The organism is Segatella asaccharophila, from assembly GCF_054687055.1.
Window position 1 is genome coordinate 127,001 of sequence record NZ_BAACAN010000002.1, and the last position, 26,293, is coordinate 153,293.

The 26,293-nt window shown below is 50.3% G+C and carries 21 protein-coding genes; 10 read left to right on the top strand and 11 right to left on the bottom strand.

The window, feature by feature from the left end; all coding sequences use genetic code 11:
- Positions 1-87: 87 nt before the first annotated feature.
- The gene (gene lolA1, locus ACYRYG_RS01850) at positions 88-687 is read right to left on the bottom strand and encodes an outer membrane lipoprotein periplasmic chaperone LolA1 (protein ID WP_293416738.1); all 600 of its coding nucleotides are present in this window, start codon (positions 685-687) and stop codon (positions 88-90) included.
- A 76-nt stretch (positions 688-763) separates the two neighbouring features.
- Positions 764-3,340 carry an FtsK/SpoIIIE family DNA translocase gene (locus ACYRYG_RS01855; protein WP_293432184.1) on the bottom strand — a complete coding sequence of 859 codons (2,577 nt, stop codon included), beginning with the start codon at positions 3,338-3,340 and terminating at the stop codon, positions 764-766.
- A gap of 107 nt (positions 3,341-3,447) precedes the next feature.
- Between ACYRYG_RS01855 and ACYRYG_RS01860 the strand changes: the two genes are divergently transcribed.
- The 7 genes from ACYRYG_RS01860 to ACYRYG_RS01890 all read left to right on the top strand — a co-directional run bounded on the left by ACYRYG_RS01860 (position 3,448) and on the right by ACYRYG_RS01890 (position 12,007).
- Positions 3,448-4,161, top strand: a complete 714-nt coding sequence (locus ACYRYG_RS01860; protein WP_293416771.1) for a 3'-5' exonuclease — start codon at positions 3,448-3,450, stop codon at positions 4,159-4,161.
- A gap of 1 nt (position 4,162) precedes the next feature.
- A complete protein-coding gene (locus tag ACYRYG_RS01865; protein ID WP_293416732.1) occupies positions 4,163-5,350 on the top strand; it encodes a class I SAM-dependent rRNA methyltransferase in 1,188 nt (395 codons plus the stop codon).
- Positions 5,351-5,391: 41 nt separating this feature from the next.
- Positions 5,392-6,147: a 3-deoxy-manno-octulosonate cytidylyltransferase gene (kdsB, locus tag ACYRYG_RS01870; RefSeq protein WP_293416768.1), complete on the top strand. Its 756-nt coding sequence runs from the start codon at positions 5,392-5,394 to the stop codon at positions 6,145-6,147.
- A 59-nt stretch (positions 6,148-6,206) separates the two neighbouring features.
- Entirely contained in the window at positions 6,207-7,538 is a 1,332-nt protein-coding gene (tilS, locus tag ACYRYG_RS01875; RefSeq protein WP_460197481.1) for a tRNA lysidine(34) synthetase TilS, read from the top strand.
- A gap of 110 nt (positions 7,539-7,648) precedes the next feature.
- Positions 7,649-8,764 carry a phosphatidylinositol-4-phosphate 5-kinase gene (locus tag ACYRYG_RS01880; protein WP_293416726.1) on the top strand — a complete coding sequence of 372 codons (1,116 nt, stop codon included), beginning with the start codon at positions 7,649-7,651 and terminating at the stop codon, positions 8,762-8,764.
- 48 nt (positions 8,765-8,812) lie between these two features.
- Entirely contained in the window at positions 8,813-10,837 is a 2,025-nt protein-coding gene (locus tag ACYRYG_RS01885) for an alpha amylase C-terminal domain-containing protein (RefSeq protein ID WP_460197447.1), read from the top strand.
- Positions 10,838-10,861: 24 nt separating this feature from the next.
- Positions 10,862-12,007 carry a DUF6057 family protein gene (locus ACYRYG_RS01890; RefSeq protein WP_460197449.1) on the top strand — a complete coding sequence of 382 codons (1,146 nt, stop codon included), beginning with the start codon at positions 10,862-10,864 and terminating at the stop codon, positions 12,005-12,007.
- A gap of 9 nt (positions 12,008-12,016) precedes the next feature.
- Here the strand turns inward: ACYRYG_RS01890 and hisC are convergent, their stop codons facing one another.
- The 3 genes from hisC to hisG are packed head-to-tail and all read right to left on the bottom strand — an operon-like array spanning position 12,017 to position 15,248.
- Positions 12,017-13,090: a histidinol-phosphate transaminase gene (hisC, locus tag ACYRYG_RS01895; protein WP_293422500.1), complete on the bottom strand. Its 1,074-nt coding sequence runs from the start codon at positions 13,088-13,090 to the stop codon at positions 12,017-12,019.
- A 2-nt stretch (positions 13,091-13,092) separates the two neighbouring features.
- Positions 13,093-14,391 (bottom strand): histidinol dehydrogenase, encoded by a 1,299-nt coding sequence (hisD, locus tag ACYRYG_RS01900; RefSeq protein ID WP_293416718.1) that lies wholly within the window; start codon positions 14,389-14,391, stop codon positions 13,093-13,095.
- A gap of 5 nt (positions 14,392-14,396) precedes the next feature.
- On the bottom strand, positions 14,397-15,248 hold the full coding sequence (gene hisG / locus ACYRYG_RS01905) for an ATP phosphoribosyltransferase (RefSeq protein ID WP_293416716.1): 852 nt from the start codon (positions 15,246-15,248) through the stop codon (positions 14,397-14,399).
- Positions 15,249-15,336: 88 nt separating this feature from the next.
- Between hisG and ACYRYG_RS01910 the strand changes: the two genes are divergently transcribed.
- Positions 15,337-16,539 (top strand): transglycosylase SLT domain-containing protein, encoded by a 1,203-nt coding sequence (locus ACYRYG_RS01910; protein WP_293416765.1) that lies wholly within the window; start codon positions 15,337-15,339, stop codon positions 16,537-16,539.
- Positions 16,540-16,562: 23 nt separating this feature from the next.
- Here the strand turns inward: ACYRYG_RS01910 and ACYRYG_RS01915 are convergent, their stop codons facing one another.
- Genes ACYRYG_RS01915 through ACYRYG_RS01940 form a run of 6 tightly spaced genes read right to left on the bottom strand, consistent with a single transcriptional unit; the run spans position 16,563 to position 23,365 of the window.
- Complete coding sequence (locus ACYRYG_RS01915; RefSeq protein WP_293416714.1) at positions 16,563-17,345, bottom strand: hypothetical protein; 783 nt, start codon at positions 17,343-17,345, stop codon at positions 16,563-16,565.
- Positions 17,269-19,404, bottom strand: a complete 2,136-nt coding sequence (locus ACYRYG_RS01920) for a YgiQ family radical SAM protein (RefSeq protein WP_460197451.1) — start codon at positions 19,402-19,404, stop codon at positions 17,269-17,271. Before ACYRYG_RS01920 ends, ACYRYG_RS01915 begins: the two co-directional genes overlap by 77 nt.
- A 13-nt stretch (positions 19,405-19,417) precedes the next feature.
- Positions 19,418-19,750 (bottom strand): hypothetical protein, encoded by a 333-nt coding sequence (locus ACYRYG_RS01925; RefSeq protein WP_293416712.1) that lies wholly within the window; start codon positions 19,748-19,750, stop codon positions 19,418-19,420.
- 26 nt (positions 19,751-19,776) lie between these two features.
- On the bottom strand, positions 19,777-22,461 hold the full coding sequence (locus tag ACYRYG_RS01930) for a golvesin C-terminal-like domain-containing protein (RefSeq protein ID WP_294075445.1): 2,685 nt from the start codon (positions 22,459-22,461) through the stop codon (positions 19,777-19,779).
- A 59-nt stretch (positions 22,462-22,520) separates the two neighbouring features.
- On the bottom strand, positions 22,521-23,075 hold the full coding sequence (locus ACYRYG_RS01935) for a 1-acyl-sn-glycerol-3-phosphate acyltransferase (RefSeq protein ID WP_293416707.1): 555 nt from the start codon (positions 23,073-23,075) through the stop codon (positions 22,521-22,523).
- An 11-nt stretch (positions 23,076-23,086) separates the two neighbouring features.
- Positions 23,087-23,365, bottom strand: coding sequence for a hypothetical protein (locus ACYRYG_RS01940; RefSeq protein ID WP_293442766.1), 279 nt, complete (start codon positions 23,363-23,365; stop codon positions 23,087-23,089).
- Between the two features lie 195 nt (positions 23,366-23,560).
- On the opposite strand from ACYRYG_RS01940, the gene ACYRYG_RS01945 reads away from it, so the two are divergent.
- Positions 23,561-25,204, top strand: coding sequence for a diphosphate--fructose-6-phosphate 1-phosphotransferase (locus ACYRYG_RS01945; protein ID WP_293422506.1), 1,644 nt, complete (start codon positions 23,561-23,563; stop codon positions 25,202-25,204).
- 128 nt (positions 25,205-25,332) lie between these two features.
- On the top strand, positions 25,333-26,268 hold the full coding sequence (locus tag ACYRYG_RS01950) for a glycoside hydrolase family 25 protein (protein ID WP_460197482.1): 936 nt from the start codon (positions 25,333-25,335) through the stop codon (positions 26,266-26,268).
- Positions 26,269-26,293 lie beyond the last annotated feature (25 nt).

The following is a 26,293-nucleotide window of genomic DNA, read 5'->3' on the forward strand; positions in this document are numbered from 1 at the left end:
TCGAAGGGGGAATGACCGGCACCAGCGGCACCCCTCCACCCCTCAGGGACGGAGCCGTACTGTCTGGGATGGATCTGCCGGTAGGCGTCAGCGTAAATCGATGACTTCAGCCTGAGGATAATCCTTGGACCTGAAGGTGAATATAGCGTCAGGCAGGTCCTTTCCCCTGAAGTGACTTACCGTGATCGTGCTCCATACTTTCCCTTGTCTCATGCGTACCCTGCTGGGGATATAGCTGGACCGGCTGATCGTCAGGTAGAGTTCCTGAATGGTCCGCTTCTTGTTCACGGCAGTGAGGTGGACGATATAGTCCGCTCCCGATCTCCGGAGAGAGGTGCGGTACCCTGTCTTGTAGATATGGATGAAAGTATAGGGATTCATGGACATCTGCTCCGCCTGGGTAGGGTTGCTGATGTTCACTTCACGCGTCCTTTTCATGTAGCTCCATTGTGTCTTCCCGTTATACCAGACGATCGCCTGAGGGGTGGTGGCGCGGAACTTGTCACCTTTGATGGCAATGGTCCCGTCAGTGGAGCCGTACTTGGCCGAAGACATCCTGAACGATGCGCTGGCACCACTCTTACGTCCGATGACAGAAGCACACCGGTCCAGGACCTGGGTGGCTGTCTGGGCTTGCATGGTGCAGGCGAACAGGAAGAAAAAAAATAAAAAAGAGAGCTTTTTCATATTCTTAAGATGTTTGATTTCCTTATCCTAACCTTTGGTGGGGGCGGGTGATGTTGCCCCTTTTATCTGAAGCCGTTCATCCCCTGATCTGGGCGAGAATCGTGTTCAGTTGGTTCTCATCCTGTACGAGTACCTCACGCGGCTTGCTGCCCTGTGCCGTTCCCACGATGCCGGCAGCCTCGAGTTGGTCCATCAGTCGTCCGGCACGGTTATAGCCGATAGAAAAGCGGCGCTGGATCATGCTCGTGCTTCCTGTCTGGGACAGGACGATGGTATGTGCGGCTTCTTCGAAATAAGGATCCAGGGAACGGGTCTTGAGACTGCTGTCATCAGCCTCGTTCTTGTCGTCCGGCTCCGGCAGTTCCATGGGCTCCACGGGGCCGGGCTGGGAGGCGATATAATCGTTGATGCGCTCTATCTCCGGAGTGTCCACGAAGGCACACTGCACCCTGACCGGCTCGTTGCCGTTGACGTAGAGCATATCCCCGCGGCCGATCAACTGATTCGCCCCACTTCTGTCCAGGATCGTCTTGGAGTCGACGGCAGCAGCGACCTTGAACGCTATCCGCCCCGGGAAATTGGCCTTGATATTACCGGTGATGATGTTCGTCGTGGGCCTTTGGGTAGCAATGATCATGTGGATGCCTACCGCCCTGGCCAACTGTGCGATACGGGCGATAGGAAGTTCGATCTCTTTGCCTGCCGTCATGATCAGGTCGCCAAACTCATCGATGACGACTACGATGTAAGGCATGTACTGGTGGCCCTTCGTCAGGTCCAGTCTATGGTTCACGAATTTTGTGTTGTACTCCTTGATATTCCTTGCCCCCGCCATTTTCAACAGATCATAACGGTGATCCATCAATTTGCAGAGCGAGTTGAGGGTCCTGACGACTTTCGTGACATCCGTGATGATCGGTTCATCCTCTTCGTCCACGACAGCCATGAAGTGCTTGGCGATCTTCGTATAGACGGAGAACTCCACCTTTTTAGGATCCACAAGGACAAATTTCAACTCGTTGGGGTGCTTTTTGTAGAGCAGAGAGGTGATCATGGCGTTCAGGCCTACCGATTTCCCCTGGCCCGTAGCCCCTGCCACGAGGAGGTGAGGGATCTTGGCCAGGTCGACCATGAACACATCATTGGTGATGGTCTTGCCTAAGGCCAGGGGGAGCTCCATCTTTGTCTCCTGGAACTTCCTGGAATTCAGGATGCTCTCCATCGAAACGATATTCGGCTTGGCATTAGGGACCTCAATGCCGATGGTGCCCTTCCCCGGTATAGGGGCAATGATACGGATGCCCAGTGCCGAAAGGCTCAAGGCAATGTCATCTTCCAGGTTCTTGATCTTCGAGATGCGCACTCCTTCGGCAGGCTGGATCTCATAGAGGGTAATGGTCGGGCCTACCGTTGCCCTGATCGACCGGATTTCAACACCGAAGTTGTGGAGCACTTCCGAGATCCGGTTCTTGTTGGCGATCTGCTCCTGTTCGTCAATATAAGGCTTTTCCTCATCCCCGTATTTCTTCAGTAAGTCAAGGGTGGGATACTTGTAATTCGTGAAAGGTTCACGGGGATTAATAGGGGTCTTGAGAATGTTTTCGTTATTGACGGTTCTCTTTGTGGCCCGGTCACCTTCTTTTGCGATCTCTATTTCCATCCCTACATTTTTGCTTGCCTCCTCTTCTTCCTTCAGTCGTGCTGCCCGCTGGGAAGCAAGGTAGGAGGGAGTCCCGGTGGTCAGGGGAGAGGGCGGAAGACCGGTGCCCGCGGCGTCTTCAGACAGGTCCGGAGGGGTTGCGGGGATAGCAGATCCTGCAGCGTTTTCTTCTTCCCGGTCTTTTTCATTCAAGTCGATGACCCCATTCTTCAGCGTGGTCTCACCTTCCGGATTGGAGGGCTCACCATCGCGATCACTCTCACCATCTTCTTCTGCATCCTTTCCATACAGGTTCTGGTCAGAGAGCTCCTCCTCTTCGGCCGGATTGGCTTTCAGCCCATTGGTGATGGAAAAAGGAACTTTCAGGTATTTGGAAGGATGGAGGATCTTTACGACCACGGTGATGGTCTCCGTGGTCAGGTAGGTCAGGAAGGCAATGGCGGTGACGATCAGGATAACGGTCAGTCCGGGAGGACCCACCATTCCCTCTAATTTCTGGACACAGAATAGCCCGTGTTCCCCGCCGGGGTTGAAAAAAAGGCTCCCCATGACCGGCGTGAGAAACTTGGCGAAGGTCACAGAGCACCAGATCATCGTGAAGGCCATCCCGAAAAACCATTGCCACAGGCGGAGATGATAAGCCCTTATCAACTGGAATCCTACCAATATCAGGAAAAGAGGAATCAGAAATGCAGGGAAACCGAAATTCTCAGTAATCAGAAAATAGGAGAGGATTGCTCCAAGAGAACCGCAATAATTGACAAACTCGTGATTGGGATTCATCCATTCCCCTGAGCGCATATTCTCCAGGATGCTCTGGTCTTCTGTCCCTGTAAGAAGGTATGATACCATGGCAATGATGATATATACCGCAAAGAAAAAGAGGATGAGCCCCAAGAAAAAGTCCACTTTATAGTGATCTGTGTATTTATTTTGCTTTCTGGTTTTCCTGATCGTTTTCCCCGATTTTGGTTCAGCTTTTTTCTGTGCCATTTTAAAATGCTTCTCTTTTTATTTAGTTGCAAAAATAAAGAAAAACTTCTAAAGGCAGTTACAAATTCATAACTTTTTTCTAAATTTGCAAATTGTAAGATTCGATGATGAAGAAAATTATATATAGTAAATTTGATAAACATGCCATAGGTACTTTGCCGAAGGTCAGTTTCCCGGGACGGATCATTACTATCTTTACTGAGGCTGATATTGATACAGCCGTCGATTATTTATTGGATAGTGATCTTCTGGGAGTTGATACAGAGACAAAACCCGTGTTCAAGCAGGGACAAAGCTATAAGGTCTCTCTCTTGCAAGTTTCAACCCATGATACCTGCTTCCTCTTCCGCCTGAACATGACGGGGATGACTCCTGCAATTATCAGGTTCCTGGAAGATACCAGCGTCCCGAAGGTCGGCCTTTCCTGGCATGATGACATCTTGAGTCTGCAGCGCAGGGAGAAGTTTAAGCCTGGCTATTTCATCGATCTGCAGAATATTGCGCCGGAATTGGGCATAGAGGACAAAAGTCTTCAGAAACTTTATGCCAACATCTTTCACCAGAAGATCAGCAAGTCGCAAAGGCTTACCAACTGGGCCGCCGATCAGTTGAAAGATGCCCAGAAGATGTATGCGGCTACCGATGCGTGGACCTGCATCAACCTGTATGAGGAGATGGAAAGGCTGATGAAGACACATGATTATAAGTTGGTTAAGGTCCCTGATCCGGTCGTTCCCGTTTCCCCGGTGACGTTGGAGCAGACGAGTGCATCAACAGCGGGAGAAACTTCTGTCTCCGTACATTTGACGAAAGAAATTTGATATGGAAGAGTATAAGCAAGTATATCTGAAAAAAGGTAAGGATGAGAGTCTGAAGCGCTTTCACCCGTGGATATTTTCAGGAGCAATCAGTCATAAGGATGCAGGCATTGAGGAGGGGGATGTCGTAAGAGTGCTCACCAGCGAGGGCACTTTCATCGCCCTGGGACATTATCAGTCGGGGAGTATCGCCGTCCGTGTCCTCCGTTTTGAAGACCGTCCGATAGATGATGAATTCTGGCGCTCAAGGCTTGAATCCGCCTTGAAGATGCGGGTAGCCATCGGCATCGCCGACAATCCCCGGGGGAACACGTTCCGTCTCGTTCACGGCGAGGGCGACAACCTGCCCGGACTGATTATCGACTGCTATGGCAAGACGGCAGTGATGCAGGCTCATTCGGTGGGCATGCACCGTTGCCGGAAGACGATTTGCAGGATCTTACTCGAGGTGATGGGCTCCCGCATTGAGAACGTCTTTTACAAGAGTGAGGCTACGCTGCCCTTGCGTGACAAGTATGAAGAGGAGAGCGGATTCCTCTCCGGCGGCAATGCAGATAATGTAGCCATAGAAAATGGCCTGAAGTTTCATATCGACTGGCTGAAGGGCCAGAAGACCGGTTTCTTCATCGACCAGCGGGATAACCGTTCCTTGCTGGAGAAATATTCCCGTGGACGGTCCGTCCTGAATATGTTCTGCTACACCGGAGGCTTTTCCGTCTATGCCATGAGGGGCGGGGCTAAACTCGTCCACTCCGTGGACAGCTCGGCCAAGGCTATCGAGTTGGCCAGGTCGAATGTTGAAATGAATTTCCCGGGTGACCAGCGACATGAGGCCTTCAATGAAGATGCCTTTAAATTTCTGGAAGGGCATGATGAAAAGTATGACCTCATCATCCTTGATCCCCCGGCATTTGCCAAGCACCGCTCGGCGCTGCACAATGCCCTCAAAGGATATATCCGGTTAAATCTCAAAGGATTTCAGCGGATAGAACCGGGCGGGATCCTCTTTACTTTCAGTTGTTCCCAGGCCGTGAACAAGGACCAGTTCCGGGCCGCTGTGTTCACGGCGGCAGCGCAGGCACACCGCCGTGTCCGCATCCTGCACCAGTTGCATCAGCCGGCTGACCATCCTATCAATATCTATCATCCTGAAGGCGAGTACCTGAAAGGATTTGTCCTGTATGTGGAATAACCGGACGATGATCATGGAGCATTTAAGTCACTAAACAGATGATGAAATTTTTAGGAATTATTCCGGCACGGTATGCCTCTACCCGTTTTCCGGGTAAACCCCTGGCCGTCCTGGGGGGCAAGACCGTTATCCAGCGGGTCTATGAGCAGGTGGCAAAATCATTGCCGTGTGTCTATGTGGCTACGGACAATATCCTCATCAGCCAGGCCGTCCAGGCCTTCGGCGGAAAGGTCGTCATGACAAGGGCGGACCACCAGACGGGCACGGATCGCGTGGAGGAGGCGATGGAAAAGATCGGCGGCGACTGGGAGGTGATCGTCAACATCCAGGGGGATGAGCCTTTTATCCGGCAGAGTCAGATCGAAGCGGTCTGCCGGTGCTTTGATGACCCGGCCACGGAGATCGCTACCTTAGGGAAGCGGTTCACCTCCATGGATGCGGTGGAGAATCCGAATTCTCCGAAGATCGTCCTCGACCGTAACGGTTTTGCCTTGTATTTTTCCCGCAGCGTTATACCTTTTATCCGGAATAAGAAGAGGGCTGAATGGCTGGAGGATTATCCTTTCTTGAAGCATCTGGGCATTTATGCCTACCGGCGGCAGGTCCTCAAGGAGATCACGCGGCTGCCACAGGGACGACTGGAAAAGGCGGAGAGCCTGGAACAACTCCGGTGGCTGGAAAACGGCTATCATATCAAGGTCGGAATGACGGAGGTGGATACGGTCGGAATAGACACGGCGGAAGACCTGAAAAGGGCGGAGAGGTTTTTGAGAGAACAGGGTTTACAGGAGGACTGATATTGGATCGCAGGGAGTTTGATAAGAGCATTGCCCGTTTTATTGCTCATCAGCATTTGATGGAGAAAGGGCGGTTATACCTTGTGGCTCTGTCCGGAGGACCGGACAGTGTCGCTTTGCTGAGGGTGCTGGCAGATCTGGACTATCAGATCGAGGCGGTACATTGTAATTTCCGCCTCCGGGGTGACGAGTCGGACAGGGATGAGGCCTTTTGCCGCCACCTTTGTCAGTCCTTTCATGTCCCCTTTCACGTGACGCATTTTGATACCCGTACTTATGCTGCCCTGCACAGGGTGAGCATCGAGATGGCCGCCCGCGAACTCCGCTATCCGTATTTTGAAAAACTGAGACAGGCCATCGGAGCTGCGGGCATCTGCGTCGCTCACCACCAGGATGATTCCGTGGAGACGGTGCTGATGAACCTCCTGCGGGGAACGGGACTGAAGGGCCTGGAAGGCATTCTTCCACAACAGGGCTATCTGATCCGTCCTCTCCTTGGCGTGAGCCGTTCTGACATCGAGCAGTACCTCAGCTCCATCGGCCAGGACTTTGTCATCGACAGCACGAACCTCATTGATGACGTAACACGTAACCGGATGCGCCTGGATATTATCCCTGCGCTGGAAAAGATCAATCCTGCCGTTAAGGAGAACGTGGCCAGGACGGCCCGGTATGCGGGAATGGCCGTGCATGCGCTGGAACATTATATCAACAATTATATCTCCTTGAAGTCAGGCATCGAACTCTATCTGCCCCAGGAGACGGGGGATGAGACGATCAAGGATGCCTCTGCCGTGATCACCGTACAGAGCATCCGGGCATTCCCTTCTCCTGAGTTGCTGCTCTACACGATGATTTACCTTTATGGCTTCAGCGGCTTCCAGGCCGAGGAGATCTATGAATCCTTGGACAAGTCCGGGAAGGTGTGGCGCTCGAAAACCCATGAGCTCTTACTGGACAGAGGTAAGATCGTGATCCAGCCCCTGCCTGGACAACCCCTGAAGGACCTGCGGATCCCTGAGCCGGGGACTTATGTGCTGGCGGACCGGAGACTGCGGATCGCTTATGCCCGGCCTGTAATATCCAAGGACAGTGATGCCGCCACACTGGATGCCGGGAAGGTTGAATTCCCCTTGACGCTCCGCCTTTGCCATCCCGGTGACCGGTTTGTCCCTTTCGGAATGCAGGGAAGCCGGCTGGTAAGTGACTTCCTGACGGATCTAAAATGCAATCTTTTTGAGAAGCAGCGGCAATTAGTGCTGGCGGATGCTGCCGGGAAGATCCTCTGGGTGGTCGGAAAACGTACGGATAACCGTTTCCGGATAGATTCCCATACGGTCAAGGCTTTGGTGGTGACCAGCATTGATCCTTCTCGCGAGGGAGATTTTTAATAAGTTCCCGGATTGAATCGCGGGGAGATCCTCTTCCTTAATTTTTCCAAATAATTTGGTAGTTAGATGGGAATTAACTATCTTTGTAGATGTTATCAAAGCATTTCCCCATGAACTTTAAAACTCAGATACTGACATTATTATTCGTGCTTATTCCGTTAGCAATCAGTGCTCAGAAGATTACATTAGGCTCTTGTACGACCCGTGATGGGGGGATGTATAAGGGTGAGATGTCAGGCGGGAAACCTTATGGAAAAGGGAACACCCTCTACAAGAACGGTGATTCCTATGAAGGGGAGTATGTCAAGGGCAGGCGCCAGGGGTATGGCGTCTACACCTTCAGCAATGGTGAGAAATATGAGGGGCAATGGTTCCAGGACCAGCAGCATGGGAAGGGGACTTTCTATTTTGCCAATAATAACAAATATGCAGGCCTCTGGTTCCGGAACTTCCAGCAGGGCCACGGTGTCATGTATTACTATAATGGGGACCGCTACGATGGTGACTGGGTTCATAACCAGCGCCAGGGAAGGGGAACCTACACCTTCTCTACGGGAGCGTTCTACCGCGGACAATGGAAGAATGACGAGAAGGAAGGCAAGGGGTTCTTCAACTGGGGCGACGGCTCTACCTATGACGGGATGTGGGCTGATAACATGCGCAACGGAAAGGGAACCTATAAATATTCCGACGGTGACGTGTATACCGGAGACTGGCAGAATGATATTCAGAACGGCAAAGGGGTATATAAGTTTCAGAATGGTGATCGCTACGAGGGAGATTATGTACAGGGCGAACGGACCGGACAGGGCATCTTCACCTATTCAGATGGTGACCAGTACACCGGCCAGTTCAAGGAAGGAATGAAGGATGGACAGGGTACCATGCGGTGGAACAATGGTGACCTGTATACGGGCCAGTGGAAAAATGATGTCCAGGACGGGACCGGCAAACTGATTAAGAAAAACAAGGATGTGTTTGAGGGCCAGTTCAGCAAGGGCAAGGTGGATGGAGAGGTCTTCATCCACTATGCCAATGGTAATACTTTCAGAGGGGTGTATAAGGATGGCCAGCCCAATGGACCGGCTGTGGAGGTAAACAAGGATGGAACACGCTTTGAAGGTAATTATGTCAATGGACAAAAGGACGGCAAATACGTGGAAAAAAATAGTAATGGTCAGATAACGGCTCAGGGAACCTATCATCATGGGGTGAAGGAAAACTGATCTGTCATGACTAATGTTTTATGTGATTATCTTAATTAATCAATCATCATGATAAATAAAACGGAGAAACCTGAAATGGGAATTATAAAGAATGATCCATATCTGGAACCTTATGCCGGCGCGATCAGTGGAAGACACGATCATGCGGTATGGAAACTGAACCAGTTGACGCAGGACGGCCGGATGTCGCTCCGCGACTTTGCTGACGGTTATGACTATTATGGACTCCATAAGTCTGCTGACGGCTGGGTGTTCCGTGAGTGGGCTCCTCATGCAACGGGCATCTGCCTGGTGGGCGATTTCAATGGATGGAAGGAGACGGATGCTTATCGCTGCACCCGTCTTGAGGGAACCGGAAACTGGGAACTTCATCTTCCTGAGAATGCCGTCAGCCATGGCCAGTTGTATAAGATGCATGTGTACTGGGACGGAGGGGAAGGAGAGCGGATCCCCGCCTGGGCACAACGGGTCGTCCAGGACGACCAGACAAAAATATTTTCCGCACAGGTATGGCATCCGCGCCGCTATGTGTGGAAGAAGAAAAAATTCATACCTACAACTTCTCCTTTGTTGATCTATGAATGTCATATAGGGATGTCCCAGGATGCAGAAAAGGTGGGCACCTATACGGAATTCAAGGATAATGTCCTTCCGAGAATCATCAAGGATGGTTATAACTGCCTTCAGATCATGGCCATTCAGGAACATCCTTACTACGGGAGTTTCGGATACCATGTGAGCAGTTTCTTTGCTCCCAGTTCGCGCTTCGGCACACCTGAGGAGTTGAAGGCGCTGATAGACGCGGCTCATCAGGCGGGACTGGCCGTAATCATGGACATCATACACTCCCATGCGGTCAAGAATGAAGTCGAGGGACTGGGAAATCTGGCGGGTGATCCGGATCAGTATTTTTATCCCGGCGACCGTCATGAGCACCCGGCATGGGATAGCCTGTGCTTTGATTATGGGAAGGATGATGTCATTCATTTCCTGTTGAGCAACTGCAGATACTGGCTGGAAGAATTTCATTTTGACGGTTTCCGCTTTGACGGCGTGACCTCAATGTTATATTACAATCATGGACTGGGAGAGGCCTTCACGAATTATGGTGACTATTTTAACGGCCATGAGGATGATAACGCCATCTGCTACCTGATGATGGCCAATCAATTGATCCATGAGGTTAACCCTCATGCCATTACGATTGCCGAAGAGGTCAGCGGCATGCCCGGCCTTGCCGCAAAGTTTGAGGACGGCGGCTATGGCTTCGATTACCGGCTGGCCATGAATATTCCTGATTTCTGGATCAAGATCATCAAGGAGAAACGCGATGAAGACTGGAAACCGAGCAGTATTTTCTGGGAGGTGAAGAACCGCCGCTCGGATGAGCGGACCATCTCTTATTGTGAATCCCATGACCAGGCTCTCGTGGGGGATAAGACCATTATCTTTCGTCTGATCGATGCGGACATGTACTGGCATTTCCGGATTGGTGACGAGAATGAAACGGTACACCGGGGCATTGCGCTTCATAAGATGATCCGTCTGGTGACCCTTTCAGCCATGAATGGCGGTTATCTGAATTTTATGGGGAATGAGTTCGGACATCCGGAATGGATTGACTTCCCCCGTGAAGGTAATGGCTGGAGCTATAAGTATGCCCGCAGGCAATGGCATCTCGTGGATGACCAGGGTTTATACTATCATTACCTGGGTGATTTTGACCGGGAGATGCTGGAGGTGGTAAAGGGGGAGCCTGATTTTATCCGGACCCCCGTGAAAGAAATCTGGCATCAGGACAAAGATCAGATCCTGGCTTTTATGAGAGGAGACCTGCTCTTCGTCTTTAATTTCTCTCCCACGCGTTCTTTCACTGACTATGGTTTCCTGGTTCCCAAGGGGGACTATCAGGTGGTGCTTGACACGGACAGTCAGGCCTTCGGGGGCGATGGGCGGAATGATGATGCAATGAAGCACCTGACGAGTTGTGATCCGCTCTATGCCAGTCAGAATAAGGAATGGCTGAAACTGTATATCCCTTCCCGTTCTGCGCTGGTGCTTAAGAAAATGTGATCAATTGCTATAAATATTTAGATGATGAGAAGGAGTAAAAATAGCACAGTGATCATGATGGTGATCTGTACTATTGTTTTCATGGTTTTCACTTTCTGTTATCTGTTCTTCTATCAGAATGACATCCTGGCAGTAGAGCAGCATGTACTTTCTGGGGGACGAACACACTATAATCGGATATTGGGAGCGATCCTCATCACCGGTATATTATATCTTGTCCAGGTCGGCGTTTTCGCCGTTGCACGACTGAGGAAGCGGACCCACGCCTTAACCTACTTGCCGTCGTTCCTCCTGTTGATCTTCATAACGGATGTCAGCCCCCACATTGACCAGGGCTTTTCTTTCGGGGCCTGGATATGGGTGTTCCCCTTAGTCCTGATCCTGTATGTCCTGTGTGTGATGTTTGCCAGGGGATTCCAGACCATTGAACCGGACATGAATTCTACGGGGATTTTTTCCCAGTTGACCTGGACGAACCTGCTGGAGATGGTGGCGATGATGCTTTGCGTAGGTTTTTTCAGTAATAACAATGAGGTGTTTCATCACCGGATGCGTGCCGAGTCCTGCCTGATCAAAGGAGACTGGAGGGGAGCCGTGAAGGCTACCGAAGGGATTGACGAGGCGGACAGCAGTTTGACTTTTCTCAGGGCTATAGCCCTTTCCCATGAAGGGAAATTGGGCGAAAAAATGTTTGAGGTACCGGTGACAGGAGGAAGTGAGGCCATGCTGCCCAATGACAGGAGTGTGAAATGCATGATGTATCCTCAGGATTCCGTTTACTTATGGCTGGGGAAGCTCTATGTCCAGTATATGTCCCCCCTGCATTACCTGAATTTCTCTTTCAGGCATCATTCCGCAAAGAAGGCCGCGGGAGACTATCTCCTTACAGCCTATCTGATGGATAAGAATCTGGATGCGTTTGCCGCTACCATCGGGCTGTTCTATAATCTGGACAGCGTGATCCCCAAGCATTACAGGGAAGCGCTCATCCTTTACACGCACCATCGTGCAAGGCCACGGATCGTTTACCATTCTACCGTGATGGATGCTGATTTCCAGGATTATCAGACCCTGGAACGCCAGAATCCGAATCCGTACCAGCGGCAGGCTGCCATCCGTGACACATATGGAAATACTTACTGGTATTACTGGCAGTACGGAGGGAAATGAGGTGATCTCTTATTCTTTCGGAGGAAGGGTGCCGGGATTCTTCTTCTCGGCATATTTCCGGAGTGCAGCCAGCAGTTCCTGGTTCTCGCTCTTTTTGCCGATCGTGATCCTGAGGCAGTTGCCGCAAAGACGTACCCTCGTGCGGTTCCGGACGATAATCCCATCGCTGACCAGATAATCATAGATGGACTGGGCGTCTGTCATCCGTGTGAGGAAGAAATTTGCCTCTGTGGGATAGACCTTTTCACAAATGGAAAGTTCCTTGACCGCCTGCATCATCTTCCCCCGCTCCAGAAGGATGATCTTTACCCATTTATCCACGGTAAACGGATCCTTCAAGGCTTCCAGGGCTTGCCTTTGAGTCAGCATATTGACATTATACGGGTATTTTACCTTATTGAAAAGGCCGATGATTTCCCCGGAGGCAAAGGCCATTCCCATACGGATAGCTGCGCATCCCCAGGCCTTGCTCATCGTATTGAGGACAATGAGGTTGGGGTGCTGTCCCAGTTCCTTCCTGAGAGGACTCTCTGACGAGAAATCACTATAGGCTTCATCGACGATTACGATGCCTTGGAATTTTTTCAGTACCCCTTCTATCGTATCCCGCCGGATTAAATTTCCACTTGGATTATTAGGGGAACAGATCCATATCAACTTGGTGTTTTCATCACAGGCATCAAGGAGTTTGCCGGCAGTGATCTGAAAGTCTTCGTCAAGCAGGACGGGCCGGTATTCGACATCATTGATATCCGCGCATACCTTGTACATCCCGTAGGTCGGTTCGATGGCGACGACATTATCCCTCCCCGGCCTGCAGAAGATACGGTAAGGCAAGTCTATCGCCTCATCGCTCCCGTTGCCCAGGAAAATGTTCTCCGGCGGCACGCCTTTTACCTTGCTCAGCGCTTCCTTAACGTTGCGCTGGAGAGGATCCGGATAACGGTTAAACGGTGCATTGTACGGGTTCTCGTTCGCATCCAGGAAGACATGAGCTTCATGTCCTGCATATTCATTACGCGCGCTGGAGTAAGGCGCAAGATTCCATATATTCTCTCTGCACAGGTCTTTTAAATCCTTCATAATCAGTCACTTTCCTGTTTCTTTATGGACTGTATCCTCAGTCTCATGGCATTGGCATGTGCTTCAAGTTGTTCATTCTCAGCCATGCATACCACACTTTTTCCGATACTTTCTATGCCTTGCCGGTCAAGGTGCTGGAACGTAATCTTACGGTTATAACTGTCCAGGTTGACTCCATTATAAGCCAGGGCATAACGGTGTGTGGGAAGGGTATGATTGGTCCCGCTGGCGTAGTCTCCTGCACTTTCACAGGCATACTCTCCCAGGAAGACAGAACCGGCATTGATGACCTTCCGTGCGAGTTCGTCATAGTTGCTGACTGCCAGGATAAGATGCTCAGGAGCGTAGCAATTGCTGAGGTCAATGGCCTCGTCAAGGTCATGGACAAGGACGAAATGGGAATTGTCAAGTGCTTTTGAAGCGATTTCCTTTCTGGGCAGTCGGACAAGTTGGGTGGTTATCTGCTTTTGAATTTTATCCAGGTTGGCCTCTGAATCCGTGATGAGCATGACTTGGGAGTCAATACCATGTTCAGCCTGAGACAGGAGGTCTGCTGCTACAAATACAGGATTACTGTCCTTGTCAGCGATGACACACACCTCACTCGGGCCGGCCGGCATGTCGATGGCCACGTCGTGCAGGCTCACCTGTTGCTTGGCAGCCATGACATACTGGTTTCCAGGCCCGAAGAGTTTGTAGACCTTGGGGATGCTCTCTGTGCCGTAAGCCATGGCGCCGATGGCCTGGACTCCTCCTGCCTTATAGATCTGGCTCACTCCTGCGATCTGGGCTGCAGCGAGGATGGCAGGATTCACTTTTCCCTCCCTGTCAGGAGGTGTACAGAGTATAATTTCCCCGCATCCTGCGATAACGGCAGGCGTGGCCAGCATGAGCACGGTGGAGAAAAGAGGGGCCGTTCCTCCGGGAATATAGAGACCGACCTTCTCGATCGGCACGCTTTTCTGCCAACAGGTAACCCCCTTGGCCGTCTCGATCTTGCTGCCGGTGAACTGCTGGGCTTCATGAAATCTGGCAATATTGTGATGTGCGAGTTGCAGGGAATCCATTAATTCTTTCGAGCAATGTTTCACCGCTTCCTTCTTCTCTTCTTCCGTAACTGCCAACTGTTTGAGAAGGACATGGTCAAATTTCTCTTCATAGCGTTTTACCGCTTCGTCACCATTTTCTTTGACCTCCTGCAGGACCTCGCGGACCGTTGCATTCAGTTGGGAAACATCCAGGTGGGGACGTTTGACGATCTCTTCCCAGGAATCCCGTGCGGGATATTTGATAATATTCATTATGCTTAAAGTATCATTTTCTCTATCGGAGTCACCAGTATGCCCTGAGCCCCTAATTCTTTTAACTTACCGATAATTTCCCAGAATCTCTCTTCGTCGAGGACGGTGTGGATAGAGCACCATCCCTCGTCAGCTAATGGGATGATCGTCGGACTTTTGATGCCGGGTAGGACTTTCGTGATGGCACCTACCTTCTCTTTCGGACAGTTCATCATCACGTATTTCTTCCCTTGTGCCGACCTTACGGCCGCGAAGCGGAAGAGCATTTCGTCCAGGATCTTGTGTTTCTCTTCATCCATGTTCCGGTTCCCGATCAGTACCGCTTCACTTTTCATGACCACTTCCACCTCTTTCAGGTTATTGCTCATCAGCGTGGAACCCGAACTGACAATATCAAAGATCGCGTCGGTCAGCCCGATCCCCGGACTGATTTCTACGGAACCTGTGATGACGTGAATGTCGGCACTGATATTGTTCTTCTTCAGGAATGAACGAAGAATATTCGGATAGGATGTAGCAATCCTGCGGCCATCAAACCATTGCAGTCCGGTGTAATGGACCTCTTTGGGGATGGCCAGACTCAGGCGGCATTTGCTGAATCCCAGACGGGATATGATCTGAGCCCTTTCTTTTCTTTCTACAAATTCGTTTTCTCCGACGATGCCGATGTCGGCCACACCGTCCGCTACACTTTCAGGAATGTCGTCATCCCTTAGATAAAGTACTTCCAAGGGGAAATTATTTGCCTGGACAAGAAGAATCCGTTTGGATGCAGTAACTCTGATATCTGCCTCTTTGAGCAGGTTCATCGTGTCGTCGAATAAACGACCCTTTGATTGAACAGCTATTCGTAACATGTTTAACTTTCTGATATAATTCATGCAAAAGTACCTTTTTTTGTTCATATTTGCAACAATATTTGTATTTTTGTACCGGATTTGCATGATGAAAAAAATTTTATTGATTATATTTCCACTATTCCTGCTGGCAGGCTGTTCAAACAGGCAGGCTCCAGAGATCACTCCGTGGGGGACTGTCGTAGGAGGGAGCGGGACGAGTGCCGAGACGTCACCGGGCAGAAGGTTTTCACTGGATGACATCATGAACAATGGCGAGATGATTATGCTTACTCTTTCCGGTCCTGAATCTTATTATGATTATCAGGGGAAAGGTATGGGACTCCAGTATCTCCTGTGTGATCAGTTCGCCCAGAATCTCGGTGTCTCCCTCCGGGTCGAGGTGTGCAAGGATACGACAGACATGATCCGCCAGTTGGCTGAGGGCAATGGTGATGTCATCGCCGTTCCCCTGAGCCGGAACTTGCCGGAGAAAATAAAGAAAGACCTTCTCTTTTGCGGAGTGAGCATGGATTCGGCAAAGACACAGTGGGCCGTGAACAAGGACAACAAGGAACTGGCGGATTCACTTAACCATTGGTTCAAACCGGAGATGATTGCGAAAACGAAAAGGGAGGAAAATTTCCTGTTGAGCACGCGGAGCATCGTCCGTCATGTCTATTCTCCAATGCTCAACCCTACTGCGGGGATCATATCCCGCTATGACGGCTACTTCCAGATGTTTGCTCCTATGGCCAGGATCGACTGGCGGCTGATGGCGGCACAGTGCTATCAGGAGAGTTGCTTTGACCCTAATGCCCATTCCTGGGCGGGGGCTGAAGGACTTATGCAGATCATGCCTTCGACGGCCTCTCACCTGGGGCTGGATATGGGGCAGTTGCATGATCCTGAGGCTAATGTGGCTGCTGCGGCAAAATATATGGCTGAATTGGGCGGACGTTTCAGTGATATTCCTGATCCGGCCGAGCGCTGCTATTATGTGCTGGCCAGTTATAATGGGGGATACCAGCATATCCGCGATGCCATGGCGCTGGCTTCCAAGTTCGGGCGGAATCCTTATAGCTGGGGAAATGTATCTGAGTTTGTCCTGAACCTGACCATGCCTCAGTTTTATAATGATCCTGTGGTCAAACACGGATATATGAGAGGGGATGAAACGGTTGATTATGTGAACCGGATACGGAGCAGATGGTCAGAATACCGTGGGGTTGCCCGTGGCAAAGGATTCAGTCCGGGTGGCTTTGGCATCATGACCCCTCATCGTTCCCGTCATCGGAACCGTTTCCGTTGAGGCTTGCATCTCTGGCAGGCAGGTTACGGGCGGAAGCGGATATATGCACGGTCATCAAAGCTCTTGTTGCCTGCCTTCAGCCCTTTGGTTGCCAGGAAGGTCCGGAGATTTTGCGGGTCTTGCTCCAGTTGGCGTGCCAGCAGTTGTTCACTTTCTTCCAGCGTGGGGCGGAGGAAGGGATAGCCGTCACTGGCCAGCACCAGTTGTGTATCCGGTGAACAGGGACAAGGGATGACGATGATCCCCTTCCGGTAAACAGGGAAACCGTCAATGACGGCATAAGTCTTGTTCTGTCCTTCTCTCATCGCCTTGATCAAGTCGGGGATGATGGCCTTCCTTGCCTCTTCCGGAGACAGGCCGTGAAGGATCAGCGAGACCCGTTTGCCGGCGATTTCCTTCTCTTCCGGTTTGCTGTTTTCCAGGAGTCTGCGGTTGATGATCCCCTGGCAGTCACCGATCATCCATATTTCATTTCGTGACCGGCTGTAGAGGATAACACTTGCGGTCATCCTGTCTTCAGGATGAGCGGAAAGATGATCCATGCTTTCCCTGGAATAGTGACCTCTGATCACTTCTGTTACCCCGTCACAGAACTCATCCACTGTAGTTTCACGGGGGAGACGGCGGAGAAAGTCAGAGATGAGGAGCATACAGTAGCGTCCGTTTCTTTCTTTCCCCGAGATGCGTGAGTCTGTTTTGCTTGTGCTGCCGTCAATGACACCGATGAAATCATCGGTGGTCACGATTCCATCTTCGCAAGTTTCCTGACTTTCCTTTCCTGTTATTCTGCTTTCCAGTATATTCATGATGATTTTCTCCCCTGGCCGTTGTCCTGGTCATACGTTCCCCTCTGCGGTCTGCACGGTTGCTGCTCTCCCTCGTCGTCCGGAAGTTCTTCGCGTTCCCGTTCTGCCGGGGATGGTCTCCGGTATGGGTGTGCTCCTGATCCGTTCTTGAACGGTCTTTTTTCCATTCGAATCCTCCGCCCACGGGCCTGTCATTGAAATGAACATGGCAGGGTTTGCCCTGGGGGGAATAGGTCCCCTTAGGATAGAGACGATCGATGAGGTCTGCACGGCCGATACGGCGCAGCTCATGCTCTATATTGCGGCGTTCCTCCGGCAGGTACCAGAAGAAAAACTGCCGCTGGGCTTTCTTTTCATTCTGGGTCTTTGCCGAATATACCGGTTCAAGGGTATACGGATCATATCCGGTATACCACATTTCTGTAGCGATCGTCATCGGCGTCGGCGTGAAATCCTGCACCTGTTCCAGATGGAAGTTCAAGTCTTTGGTGATGACGGCTAGTTCTGCCATGTCCGCTTCATGACATCCGGGATGCGAACTGATGAAGTAGGGGATCAGTTGTTCCCGGAGTCCAGCTTCTTTATTGATCTGGTCAAAAATCCGCTTGAAATCATAAAATTCACTGAAATCCGGTTTCCTCATGAGTTTCAGAACATGAGGAGAGGTATGCTCCGGTGCTACTTTCAGCCGGCCGCTGACATGCCTGGTGATCAGTTCCCGGGTATATTGCCTGGTGGACTCATTGGCCTTTTCATCCTTGCTCTGATGGAGCAGCAGGTCATACCGTATACCACTGCTGATAAAACTCTTCTTGACTTCTGGTAACGCATCCACAGAGTGGTAAATATCCAGGAGCCTGGAATGGTCTGTAATCAAATTCGGGCAGATCTGAGGATTGATACACGAGGGGCGTTTGCAGTGCTCACAAGCTTTCTCATTCCGGCCGTGCATCCCGTACATGTTGGCCGAAGGGCCTCCCAGGTCAGAAATATATCCCTTGAATCCGGGCGAATGTACCACTTGTTCAACTTCTCTCATGATGCTTTTCTTGCTCCTGCACACTACAAATTTGCCCTGGTGGGCAGAGATCGTGCAGAAGGCGCATCCTCCGAAGCATCCCTGGTGGATATTCACGGAAAACTTGATCATCTCGTAAGCAGGGATGACCTTTCCGCGGTATTTCGGATGGGGCAGCCGTGTGTAGGGCAGGTCAAAACACGCATCCAGTTCGGGTGTCGTCAGCGTAGGATAGGGAGGGTTGACCACGGCATAGACCCCGTCGACTCCCTGAAGCAGACGGTGGGCATGCTTCATGTTGGCGGCCTCCTCGATATATTTATAGTTCTCCGCTTCCGCCTTTTTTGAACGCAGGCACTCTTCATGGGAGTGGAGCACGATGTCCTCATCCGTAATCCCTCCGTCAATATCCTCCTTACGGGCCAGATAAACGGTCTGAGGGATGTCATGGATGGATCTTACCGGCCGTCCATCCTCTAGTTGATGGCAGAACTCGATGATTGATTTCGGTCCCATCCCATACAGGATAAGGTCAGCGCCGGAATCACAGAGAATACATTTCCGCAGATGGTCCTGCCAATAGTCATAATGGGTGAGCCTTCTCATGCTGGCTTCCACACCTCCGAGGACCACAGGAACATCCGGAAAAAGTTGCTTGAGGATCCTGGTGTAGACGATGGTGGGATATTCAGGTCTGCAGTCATGGCGCCCGTCAGGGCTGTACTCATCCTGGGACCGTAACCGTTTCCCCGCAGTGTACTTGTTCACCATGGAATCCATGACACCTGGAGAAATCGCAAAGCACAGTCTCGGCCGTCCCAGTTTCTTGAAATCCCGGTAGTCGCCGTGCCAGTCGGGCTGGGGTACGATGGCTACCTTATAACCTGCTGCCTCCAGGCTGCGGCCGATGACCGCCTGTCCGAATGACGGGTGGTCAACGTAAGCATCCCCTGAGAAGATGATCACGTCGAGTTGATCCCATCCCCTCAATTCACATTCCTTCCGGGTTGTCGGAAGGAAGTCGGTCAATTGATAAGCCAATTCTTTTGTCTGTTTAATCAGTTACATCCAGCGGGTCTTCGCAGGAAGTTTGCTGTTTTGTTTCCCAGTTTTTATACAGATCGACCAGTTTCTGGAGTCCGAAGGCTTTCATGTTGTTGTTGTAGACGACGTCAAGGCAAAGGTCGAGGAGATTCTTGTCCTTGCCGGCTTCTGATTCGAGCAGGGAGCGGATATTATATCTCAATTTATCCAGGACATCTTCATTTACAATTCCATTGCTGTCAACGAGATTCCGTAACAGTTGGTACTTTTCTATTGTTTTCAAGTGGGCATCGCTGACTTCAATGCTGCGAGTCCCTGAAGGATTGGCTTGAATCTTATGCATAGTTGTTAATTTAATAATTATTGATGTTATTTTCTTAATGAATCATTTTGTCGTTTGTGCTCCCGGGGAGGGCTTGAAACAGGGAGCCCCTCAGGATGCAATGGTTTTAGATAGTTCAGGATGCCCTGCATGATCCTGGTGCGGTCATGGTCATTCTTGATACATTCAAAGGGGAAGCCCATGGTGAAGCACTTGTAATCATTGCCCTGATAGGCCACGGCAGCTGGGCTGCCGTCACTGTATTGCATGGCGCAGATGGCGCTTCCGGTGGGAGAGAGGATGTCCGGATGGGTCGCGGCATAATGCTTGTCGTTGAGGCGGTGCCAGAACCCAAATTCCATTCCCAGTCCGTTGACGGTCTCCTGAATATCTGCGGCACTGTCCGCCTGGTCAACGATCTTCAAGTTGTCCCGTAACCACTCCTTCTCATCGGCTCCAGTCATATCTGACCCTATATAAGAGCCGCTGACCAGAAGGCTCCCGCCCTGAAGGAGGTAATGGTGCAGGAGTGGGCGAAAGGAATAAGGGAAGGTCTTATAGAATTCTGGCGTATAACCGTCGAATTTTTCCAGGCCCAGTATGAGGTCTACAATGGCATAGTTCTCTAATTTCACTTTTCCGCTCTGGACAGATTCCTCCGAACAACTTGCCACCTGATATTTGCCACTTCCGGCAATGGCCTCTGTATGGCAGAAGGGGTAGTCGAAATCATTTCCTTCTACGAAATGCCCGGCCATCTCATCCCCGCCGTACCCGAGTCCGCCCGGTCCTTCTTTGCCGATCCGGGAGCGATCGAAACATTGCTGAAGGCCATTCCATCCTGCGGTAAGCCCATAGCTCACCCCCGGATCTGCGCTCATGTCAAATCCCTGGAGGGAATCATTGTCAATCACCTGCGGTGAGGCCAGCCGGTCAAAGCCGTTGATGATCAGCAGGGTACCCTTGGCCTTCGGGCAGTATAAAGCCGACAGGATTTCCGAAGGGAAACTTTCTCCACCGGCGTTGCAAGCTGTAATCTTAAAGCGATAGGGGATATTGGGCAGCAGCGGGATTTCACAGGCATTTGTCCGGATATTCGTGCCATTGTCGAATCCTCCCTGCCCTTTTGCCACATAGACATTATAGGAAGAAGGAACGGCTGTCGGTTCCTGTGGGTCACGCTGGCCATTCCAGGACAGCACCGCTTTGCCTTTATCTTTCAGGATTACTGAAAAGTTGGTCGGAGGAAGAGGCTCTACGGTATAGTCCTGCCCATGGTTGGTGCTGATAAAGCGGAGGATGGTCTTATAGATGGAGCGGGCCAACGTAAACTTGAACATGGGATCCTGTGCAAGTTTGACATCTGGGAAATTCTGATGGGAAAGAGTTTCCAGGATAGCTGACGGAACTTCCGGAATGCGCGTTTCTGAATAGTTGCGGTCCCAGAGATAGCGCTTGTTCCACTGGTGGTATTTTGCAGTGATGTCCGTCGTGACATTATTCAGAAGAGCCCTGGCAAAATCCTTGGACGTTTGCCGGGAGATGCCGGAACTCAGCATACCGTCATTAAAGTCAGTTGTGCACACGGCTAGGCTGCCCACCAGACTTCTCCCGTCAGGAGCGAACCCTGCATCACTGTGTATGGCCAGGGATAATTCGATGGGCACATTCTTACCTTCCAGCGTAGGCATGTAGACACTGCCGCCACCTAACCAGTTGGTCATCAGTGACCTTGCATTAATATCATCAGCATAATCGTCGGTTCCCTTTCTACTGCTGTATACAGAATAGGGTGCACCACTCCACTGTGCAGCATAGCGTGCCCCTTCCAGGCAACGGGGCAGACCGGAAACCATTCCGCCACGGGCAATATTTCCCATTCCGCCACCGAAGCGTACGGCATCGGTAGTGACAATACCCTTTTTAGAAGCCTGGTTCGTCACGACTACCCGGTTTGCCGGCGAGCACCCCTGGTCGAAACGGAAGGTGCCTAAGTATACCCACGTTCCGCCTCCCATTCTCTGGTTGACCGTGAACGTTGTAGACTGCCCCTTGTGATAAACGATATAATGAGCATCTTTCACGCTGTTCGGGAGGGTCTGATAGCTTACATAAACGGCATATCTGCCCGTTTCAGGGATGTTAGGCTGATAGTCAACTTCGCTGTAATGTTTCTTCCTGGTCGTCTTGATTTGCCGTAGTGTTCCCCTTCGGAAAGGGTTGTCTCCATCATGCAGGATCTCCCCATGATAGGCAAAGCCTACGGAGTCACAGGTCTTCCAGTCCTTCCCGTCATTGATCTCCTTATAATAGGGGAGATGGATGGAGTCATCATTGTCTACGATCACTTCATGTGTCTGCCAGTCACGTTCCCGAGGCGAGAAAACCGTTGCTCCGGCATTTTGGAGCATCGGAATGAGAAAGGGGATCACGATGGTCTGGGTGAACAGATCCTCCGTGGTGCAGAAGAGGTTAGGCCGCTGCCATACCCATCGGTCCCGGTTATTGTCATAGTATCTGCCATGTGAAGCCCACAGTGAGATATGCCGGTCAAGTAGTCCTCTTGTAATCAGATTCGGACGCGAGACATTGAACACCCAGGGATCATCCTCATAATTGATCTTCCCCCATGCTCGTGTATTCCCGTCCAGGTATTGTGCGGGGAGAGTCTGGGTAACCGCCAGCAGACTGAGCAGCAGTAATGATTTTTTAAATATCGGTGTATATTTCACTATGTACCTCTAATAGAAAAGAATTCGTATCCCTGATGCTTCCGTCGGAGTGATATTCTTTATAGTTCGCCAATTGTGAATTTTTCGGGCTTCTTACCTTTGAAATCCTTGAAATAGAGTTTGATCCTTCTCATGTCTGCGTCAATGTCACCGCTGGGGGAGAGCGTTTCCGTACACTGGATGAGTTTCCGCTGGTAGTCACAGCCATAGAGGAGGATGGGCAGGTGGGCATTAAAGGCAATGTAATAAAATCCTTTCTTCCAGTCCGGGTTCAGGCTCCTGGTTCCCTCCGGTGTGATGCAGAGCACAAAATGTGGCTCTTTCAAAGCTAACCGGGCGAGGGTTTCTGTCATGCGGGAGTGCTTCTCGCGGTGGACGGGGATGCCGCCCATCTTTCGAAAAAAAGACCCTAAAGGCCAGAAGAACCATTCTTTCTTCATTAAGAAATTTGCCTTGATCCCTTCTGCGTGGGCATATAATTGTCCGATCAGCAGATCCCAGTTACTGGTGTGCGGGGCTAAACAAAGAATATATTTTCCGGGCTGGGGCTGGGTGACTACTTTATGCCATCCCATCTGCTTATATAACAGCCATTTGCAGACTTTCTGTAACATGAATGTGATTTTTAATTTCCTAAGTTGGAAATCTGGTCGATGATTTCTGAAATCTGCTTGTTGAAATCTTCTTTCAAATCCTGGAAATATTTCTGGGGTTTCATGCCTGGCTCCGGATGGGAGATGCGACTGATAAAATTGGAATGAACGGTCAGTATAGAGGTCAGCAGTGCTTCCACATCTTCCTTCTCCGTCTTCCGCCCTCCATAAAGATCTGCTGCAATACATTCTGCAAAAAGATCACTACAGATATAATTGATCCTGCGTTTTAAGAAACGTTTATTTTTCATTTCATCTTTACTATTAAATGATTGATTTTTTCTGTTAGCCAGTTCAAAGATAGATAAATTTCGGGAAACAAGGAAACTTCTTCGTGAAAAAACTTATAAAACTCAGAATTTAGTAATCATTCTTTCGTTTTATCAGAGAAAAATCCTAAATTTGCATAAGATTTAATATTTCAACGATTACTAAATTAATAAACGATGGAAAAAAGTGTTTTACAGGTAGAGAGAGCTGCTTATCAGCCTAAACTGCCTAAGGCCCTTCAAGGCGGCGTACAGGTCAGTGAAGGGGCTCCTACCCAGAGTGTGGCTGACCGGGAAGAAATCAAGAAACTGTTTCCGAATACTTACGGTTTGCCTCTCGTAGAATTCGTGCCGGGAAAGGAAACCGGAGTGTCAAGGAAGTTGAACGTTGGGGTTATCCTTTCCGGTGGGCAGGCTCCCGGCGGACATAATGTGATCTGCGGTATCTTTGACGAACTGAAAAAACTCGATCCTTCCAATCGCCTTTATGGCTTCCTGATGGGCCCTGGTGGCCTGGTGGATCATCAGTATATTGAGATCACGGAAGACCTTCTCAAAGACTACCGGAATACAGGCGGTTTCGACATGATCGGCTCCGGACGTACCAAACTTGAGAAGGTGGATCAATTTGAAAAGGGATTGAAGATTATCCGTCAGTTGGATCTTAAAGCTATTGTCATCATCGGCGGCGATGACTCGAATACAAACGCTGCCGTTCTTGCGGAATATTATAAAGCCAAACAGTATGGCGTACAGGTCATTGGATGCCCGAAGACGATCGACGGCGACTTGAAAAATGATCAGATCGAGACCTCTTTCGGTTTTGATACGGCTACGAAGACCTACAGTGAGGTGATCGGTAACATTGAGCGTGATTGTAACTCTGCTCGGAAGTACTGGCATTTTATCAAACTGATGGGTCGTTCTGCTTCTCATATTGCTCTGGAATGTGCCTTGCAGACTCAGCCGAATATCTGTCTGATCTCAGAGGAAATCCAGAAAAAGGATATGACCTTGAACCAGATCGTGGAGAATATTGCCAAGGTGGTTGCCTGTCGTGCTGAGCAGGGACATAATTTTGGCGTTGTCCTGATTCCTGAAGGCCTGATAGAGTTTATCCCCGCTATCGGCCGGTTGATCGGCGAATTGAATGACCTGCTGGCTGCCCATGGCGCTGATTACAAGGATCTGGATAAAGATGCCCAGCGGAAATATATCATGGCCCATCTCTCCCGTGAGAATGCCGAGACTTTTTCGACCCTTCCTGAAGGTGTAGCACGTCAGTTGTCCCTGGACCGTGATCCTCATGGAAATGTCCAGGTATCCTTGATAGAAACAGAGAAACTGCTTTCTGAAATGGTAGGTGATCTGCTGGCTAAATGGAAGAAAGAAGGAAAATATAATGGGAAGTTTGCTGCTCAGCATCATTTCTTCGGTTATGAAGGTCGTTGCGCCGCTCCTTCTAATTTCGATGCAGACTATTGCTATTCTTTAGGAACCAGCGCTGCACAGTTGATCGTCAACGGGAAGACGGGCTATATGGCCATCGTGAAGAACCTGACAGCCGGCACGGATAACTGGAAGGCCGGAGGGGTGCCTATCACGATGATGATGAACATGGAGAAACGTAATGGGGAGATGAAACCCGTGATCCGGAAGGCTTTGGTCGATCTTGAGGGCAAACCGTTCAAGACTTTTGCTGCTCGTCGTGAGGAGTGGGCCAGGGAAACGGAATACGTCTATCCTGGACCTATCCAGTACTGGGGTCCTTCTGACGTATGTGACCGTACGACAAAGACCCTGGAGCTCGAACATAAATAAGTTTGATTTTTTCAGGAGTCACAGAATAAACGGCTTCCGCATCGGTAAGGGCGGAAGGGGGAGAGAAGGGTCTTGCCTTTGACCTCGTACGTTTTTTCTGTGGCTCTTTTATGATCATGACGAAACGAATGACACATCCACGCAAAACAACTTCTGCCTATTCGGCGAATAAGAATGGGAAGAGGAAGAAGTCCACTTCGACGACCCGCCGGAGATACGTTCGTCATGCTCGTCACCCATCCTTTTTCTCTCCTTATTCTTTCCTGCATTTTCCCTCTATCAAGAAAAACAAGTGTGCCTGGCTTATCGGGGCGATAGGGATCATGATCCTTTATATCTGGGTCTTCTATCATTTTTTCGTCGGTCCCACAGGATTCCGCTGGAGAGCCCTTTACAGCGATGCTGATTATCCTCAGGGATATGAGATAGAAGGTATTGACATTTCACATTATCAAGAGAATATTGACTGGGAAGAACTCCGTAATGCGATGATTAACGGTTGCCCTGTACGTTTCATCATCGTCAAGTCTACGGAAGGTGCTTCACAGGTGGACAGCAAATTTTACAGTAACTTCCGGAATGCCCGTGAATATGGCTTTATCCGTGGGGCCTATCACTACTGGAGCAATAAGAGCAGCGCACGCCAGCAGGCTTACTATTTTCTTGAAAAGGTGCATCTTACGGAAGGAGACCTGCCACCGGTATTAGACGTGGAGCACAAGCCGCCCAAGGAATCTACGGAGGACTTCCAGAGGGATGTGCTGACATGGTTGCATATCGTGGAAGACCGGTATCATGTGAAACCGATCATCTATACTTACTATAAGTTTAAAGACCGTTATCTGAGCGCGCCTGTCTTTGATGATTATCCTTACTGGATCGCTCACTATTATGTCAAGAAGGTGGAATACAAGGGCAACTGGAAATTCTGGCAGCATACGGACGCCGGCAAACTTTCGGGGATCAAAGGATACATCGACTTCAATATCTATAATGGGTCTTATTATGACCTTAGAAAACTGACGATTGGTTCCCAGGAAGATACTTTTGATGATGATAATTGACCGGATGCAACCTGCCCGCAGGAGG

Excerpts from the sequence above, each read along its gene's own strand:
- lolA1 (WP_293416738.1), bottom strand. The coding sequence starts at position 687 with ATGAAAAAGCTCTCTTTTTTATTTTTTTTCTTCCTGTTCGCCTGCACC.
- ACYRYG_RS01855 (WP_293432184.1), bottom strand. The coding sequence starts at position 3,340 with ATGGCACAGAAAAAAGCTGAACCAAAATCGGGGAAAACGATCAGGAAA.
- ACYRYG_RS01860 (WP_293416771.1), top strand. The coding sequence starts at position 3,448 with ATGAAGAAAATTATATATAGTAAATTTGATAAACATGCCATAGGTACT.
- ACYRYG_RS01865 (WP_293416732.1), top strand. The coding sequence starts at position 4,163 with ATGGAAGAGTATAAGCAAGTATATCTGAAAAAAGGTAAGGATGAGAGT.
- kdsB (WP_293416768.1), top strand. The coding sequence starts at position 5,392 with ATGAAATTTTTAGGAATTATTCCGGCACGGTATGCCTCTACCCGTTTT.
- tilS (WP_460197481.1), top strand. The coding sequence starts at position 6,207 with ATGGAGAAAGGGCGGTTATACCTTGTGGCTCTGTCCGGAGGACCGGAC.
- ACYRYG_RS01880 (WP_293416726.1), top strand. The coding sequence starts at position 7,649 with ATGAACTTTAAAACTCAGATACTGACATTATTATTCGTGCTTATTCCG.
- ACYRYG_RS01885 (WP_460197447.1), top strand. The coding sequence starts at position 8,813 with ATGATAAATAAAACGGAGAAACCTGAAATGGGAATTATAAAGAATGAT.
- ACYRYG_RS01890 (WP_460197449.1), top strand. The coding sequence starts at position 10,862 with ATGAGAAGGAGTAAAAATAGCACAGTGATCATGATGGTGATCTGTACT.
- hisC (WP_293422500.1), bottom strand. The coding sequence starts at position 13,090 with ATGAAGGATTTAAAAGACCTGTGCAGAGAGAATATATGGAATCTTGCG.
- hisD (WP_293416718.1), bottom strand. The coding sequence starts at position 14,391 with ATGAATATTATCAAATATCCCGCACGGGATTCCTGGGAAGAGATCGTC.
- hisG (WP_293416716.1), bottom strand. The coding sequence starts at position 15,248 with ATGTTACGAATAGCTGTTCAATCAAAGGGTCGTTTATTCGACGACACG.
- ACYRYG_RS01910 (WP_293416765.1), top strand. The coding sequence starts at position 15,337 with ATGAAAAAAATTTTATTGATTATATTTCCACTATTCCTGCTGGCAGGC.
- ACYRYG_RS01915 (WP_293416714.1), bottom strand. The coding sequence starts at position 17,345 with ATGAATATACTGGAAAGCAGAATAACAGGAAAGGAAAGTCAGGAAACT.
- ACYRYG_RS01925 (WP_293416712.1), bottom strand. The coding sequence starts at position 19,750 with ATGCATAAGATTCAAGCCAATCCTTCAGGGACTCGCAGCATTGAAGTC.
- ACYRYG_RS01935 (WP_293416707.1), bottom strand. The coding sequence starts at position 23,075 with ATGTTACAGAAAGTCTGCAAATGGCTGTTATATAAGCAGATGGGATGG.
- ACYRYG_RS01940 (WP_293442766.1), bottom strand. The coding sequence starts at position 23,365 with ATGAAAAATAAACGTTTCTTAAAACGCAGGATCAATTATATCTGTAGT.
- ACYRYG_RS01945 (WP_293422506.1), top strand. The coding sequence starts at position 23,561 with ATGGAAAAAAGTGTTTTACAGGTAGAGAGAGCTGCTTATCAGCCTAAA.
- ACYRYG_RS01950 (WP_460197482.1), top strand. The coding sequence starts at position 25,333 with ATGACACATCCACGCAAAACAACTTCTGCCTATTCGGCGAATAAGAAT.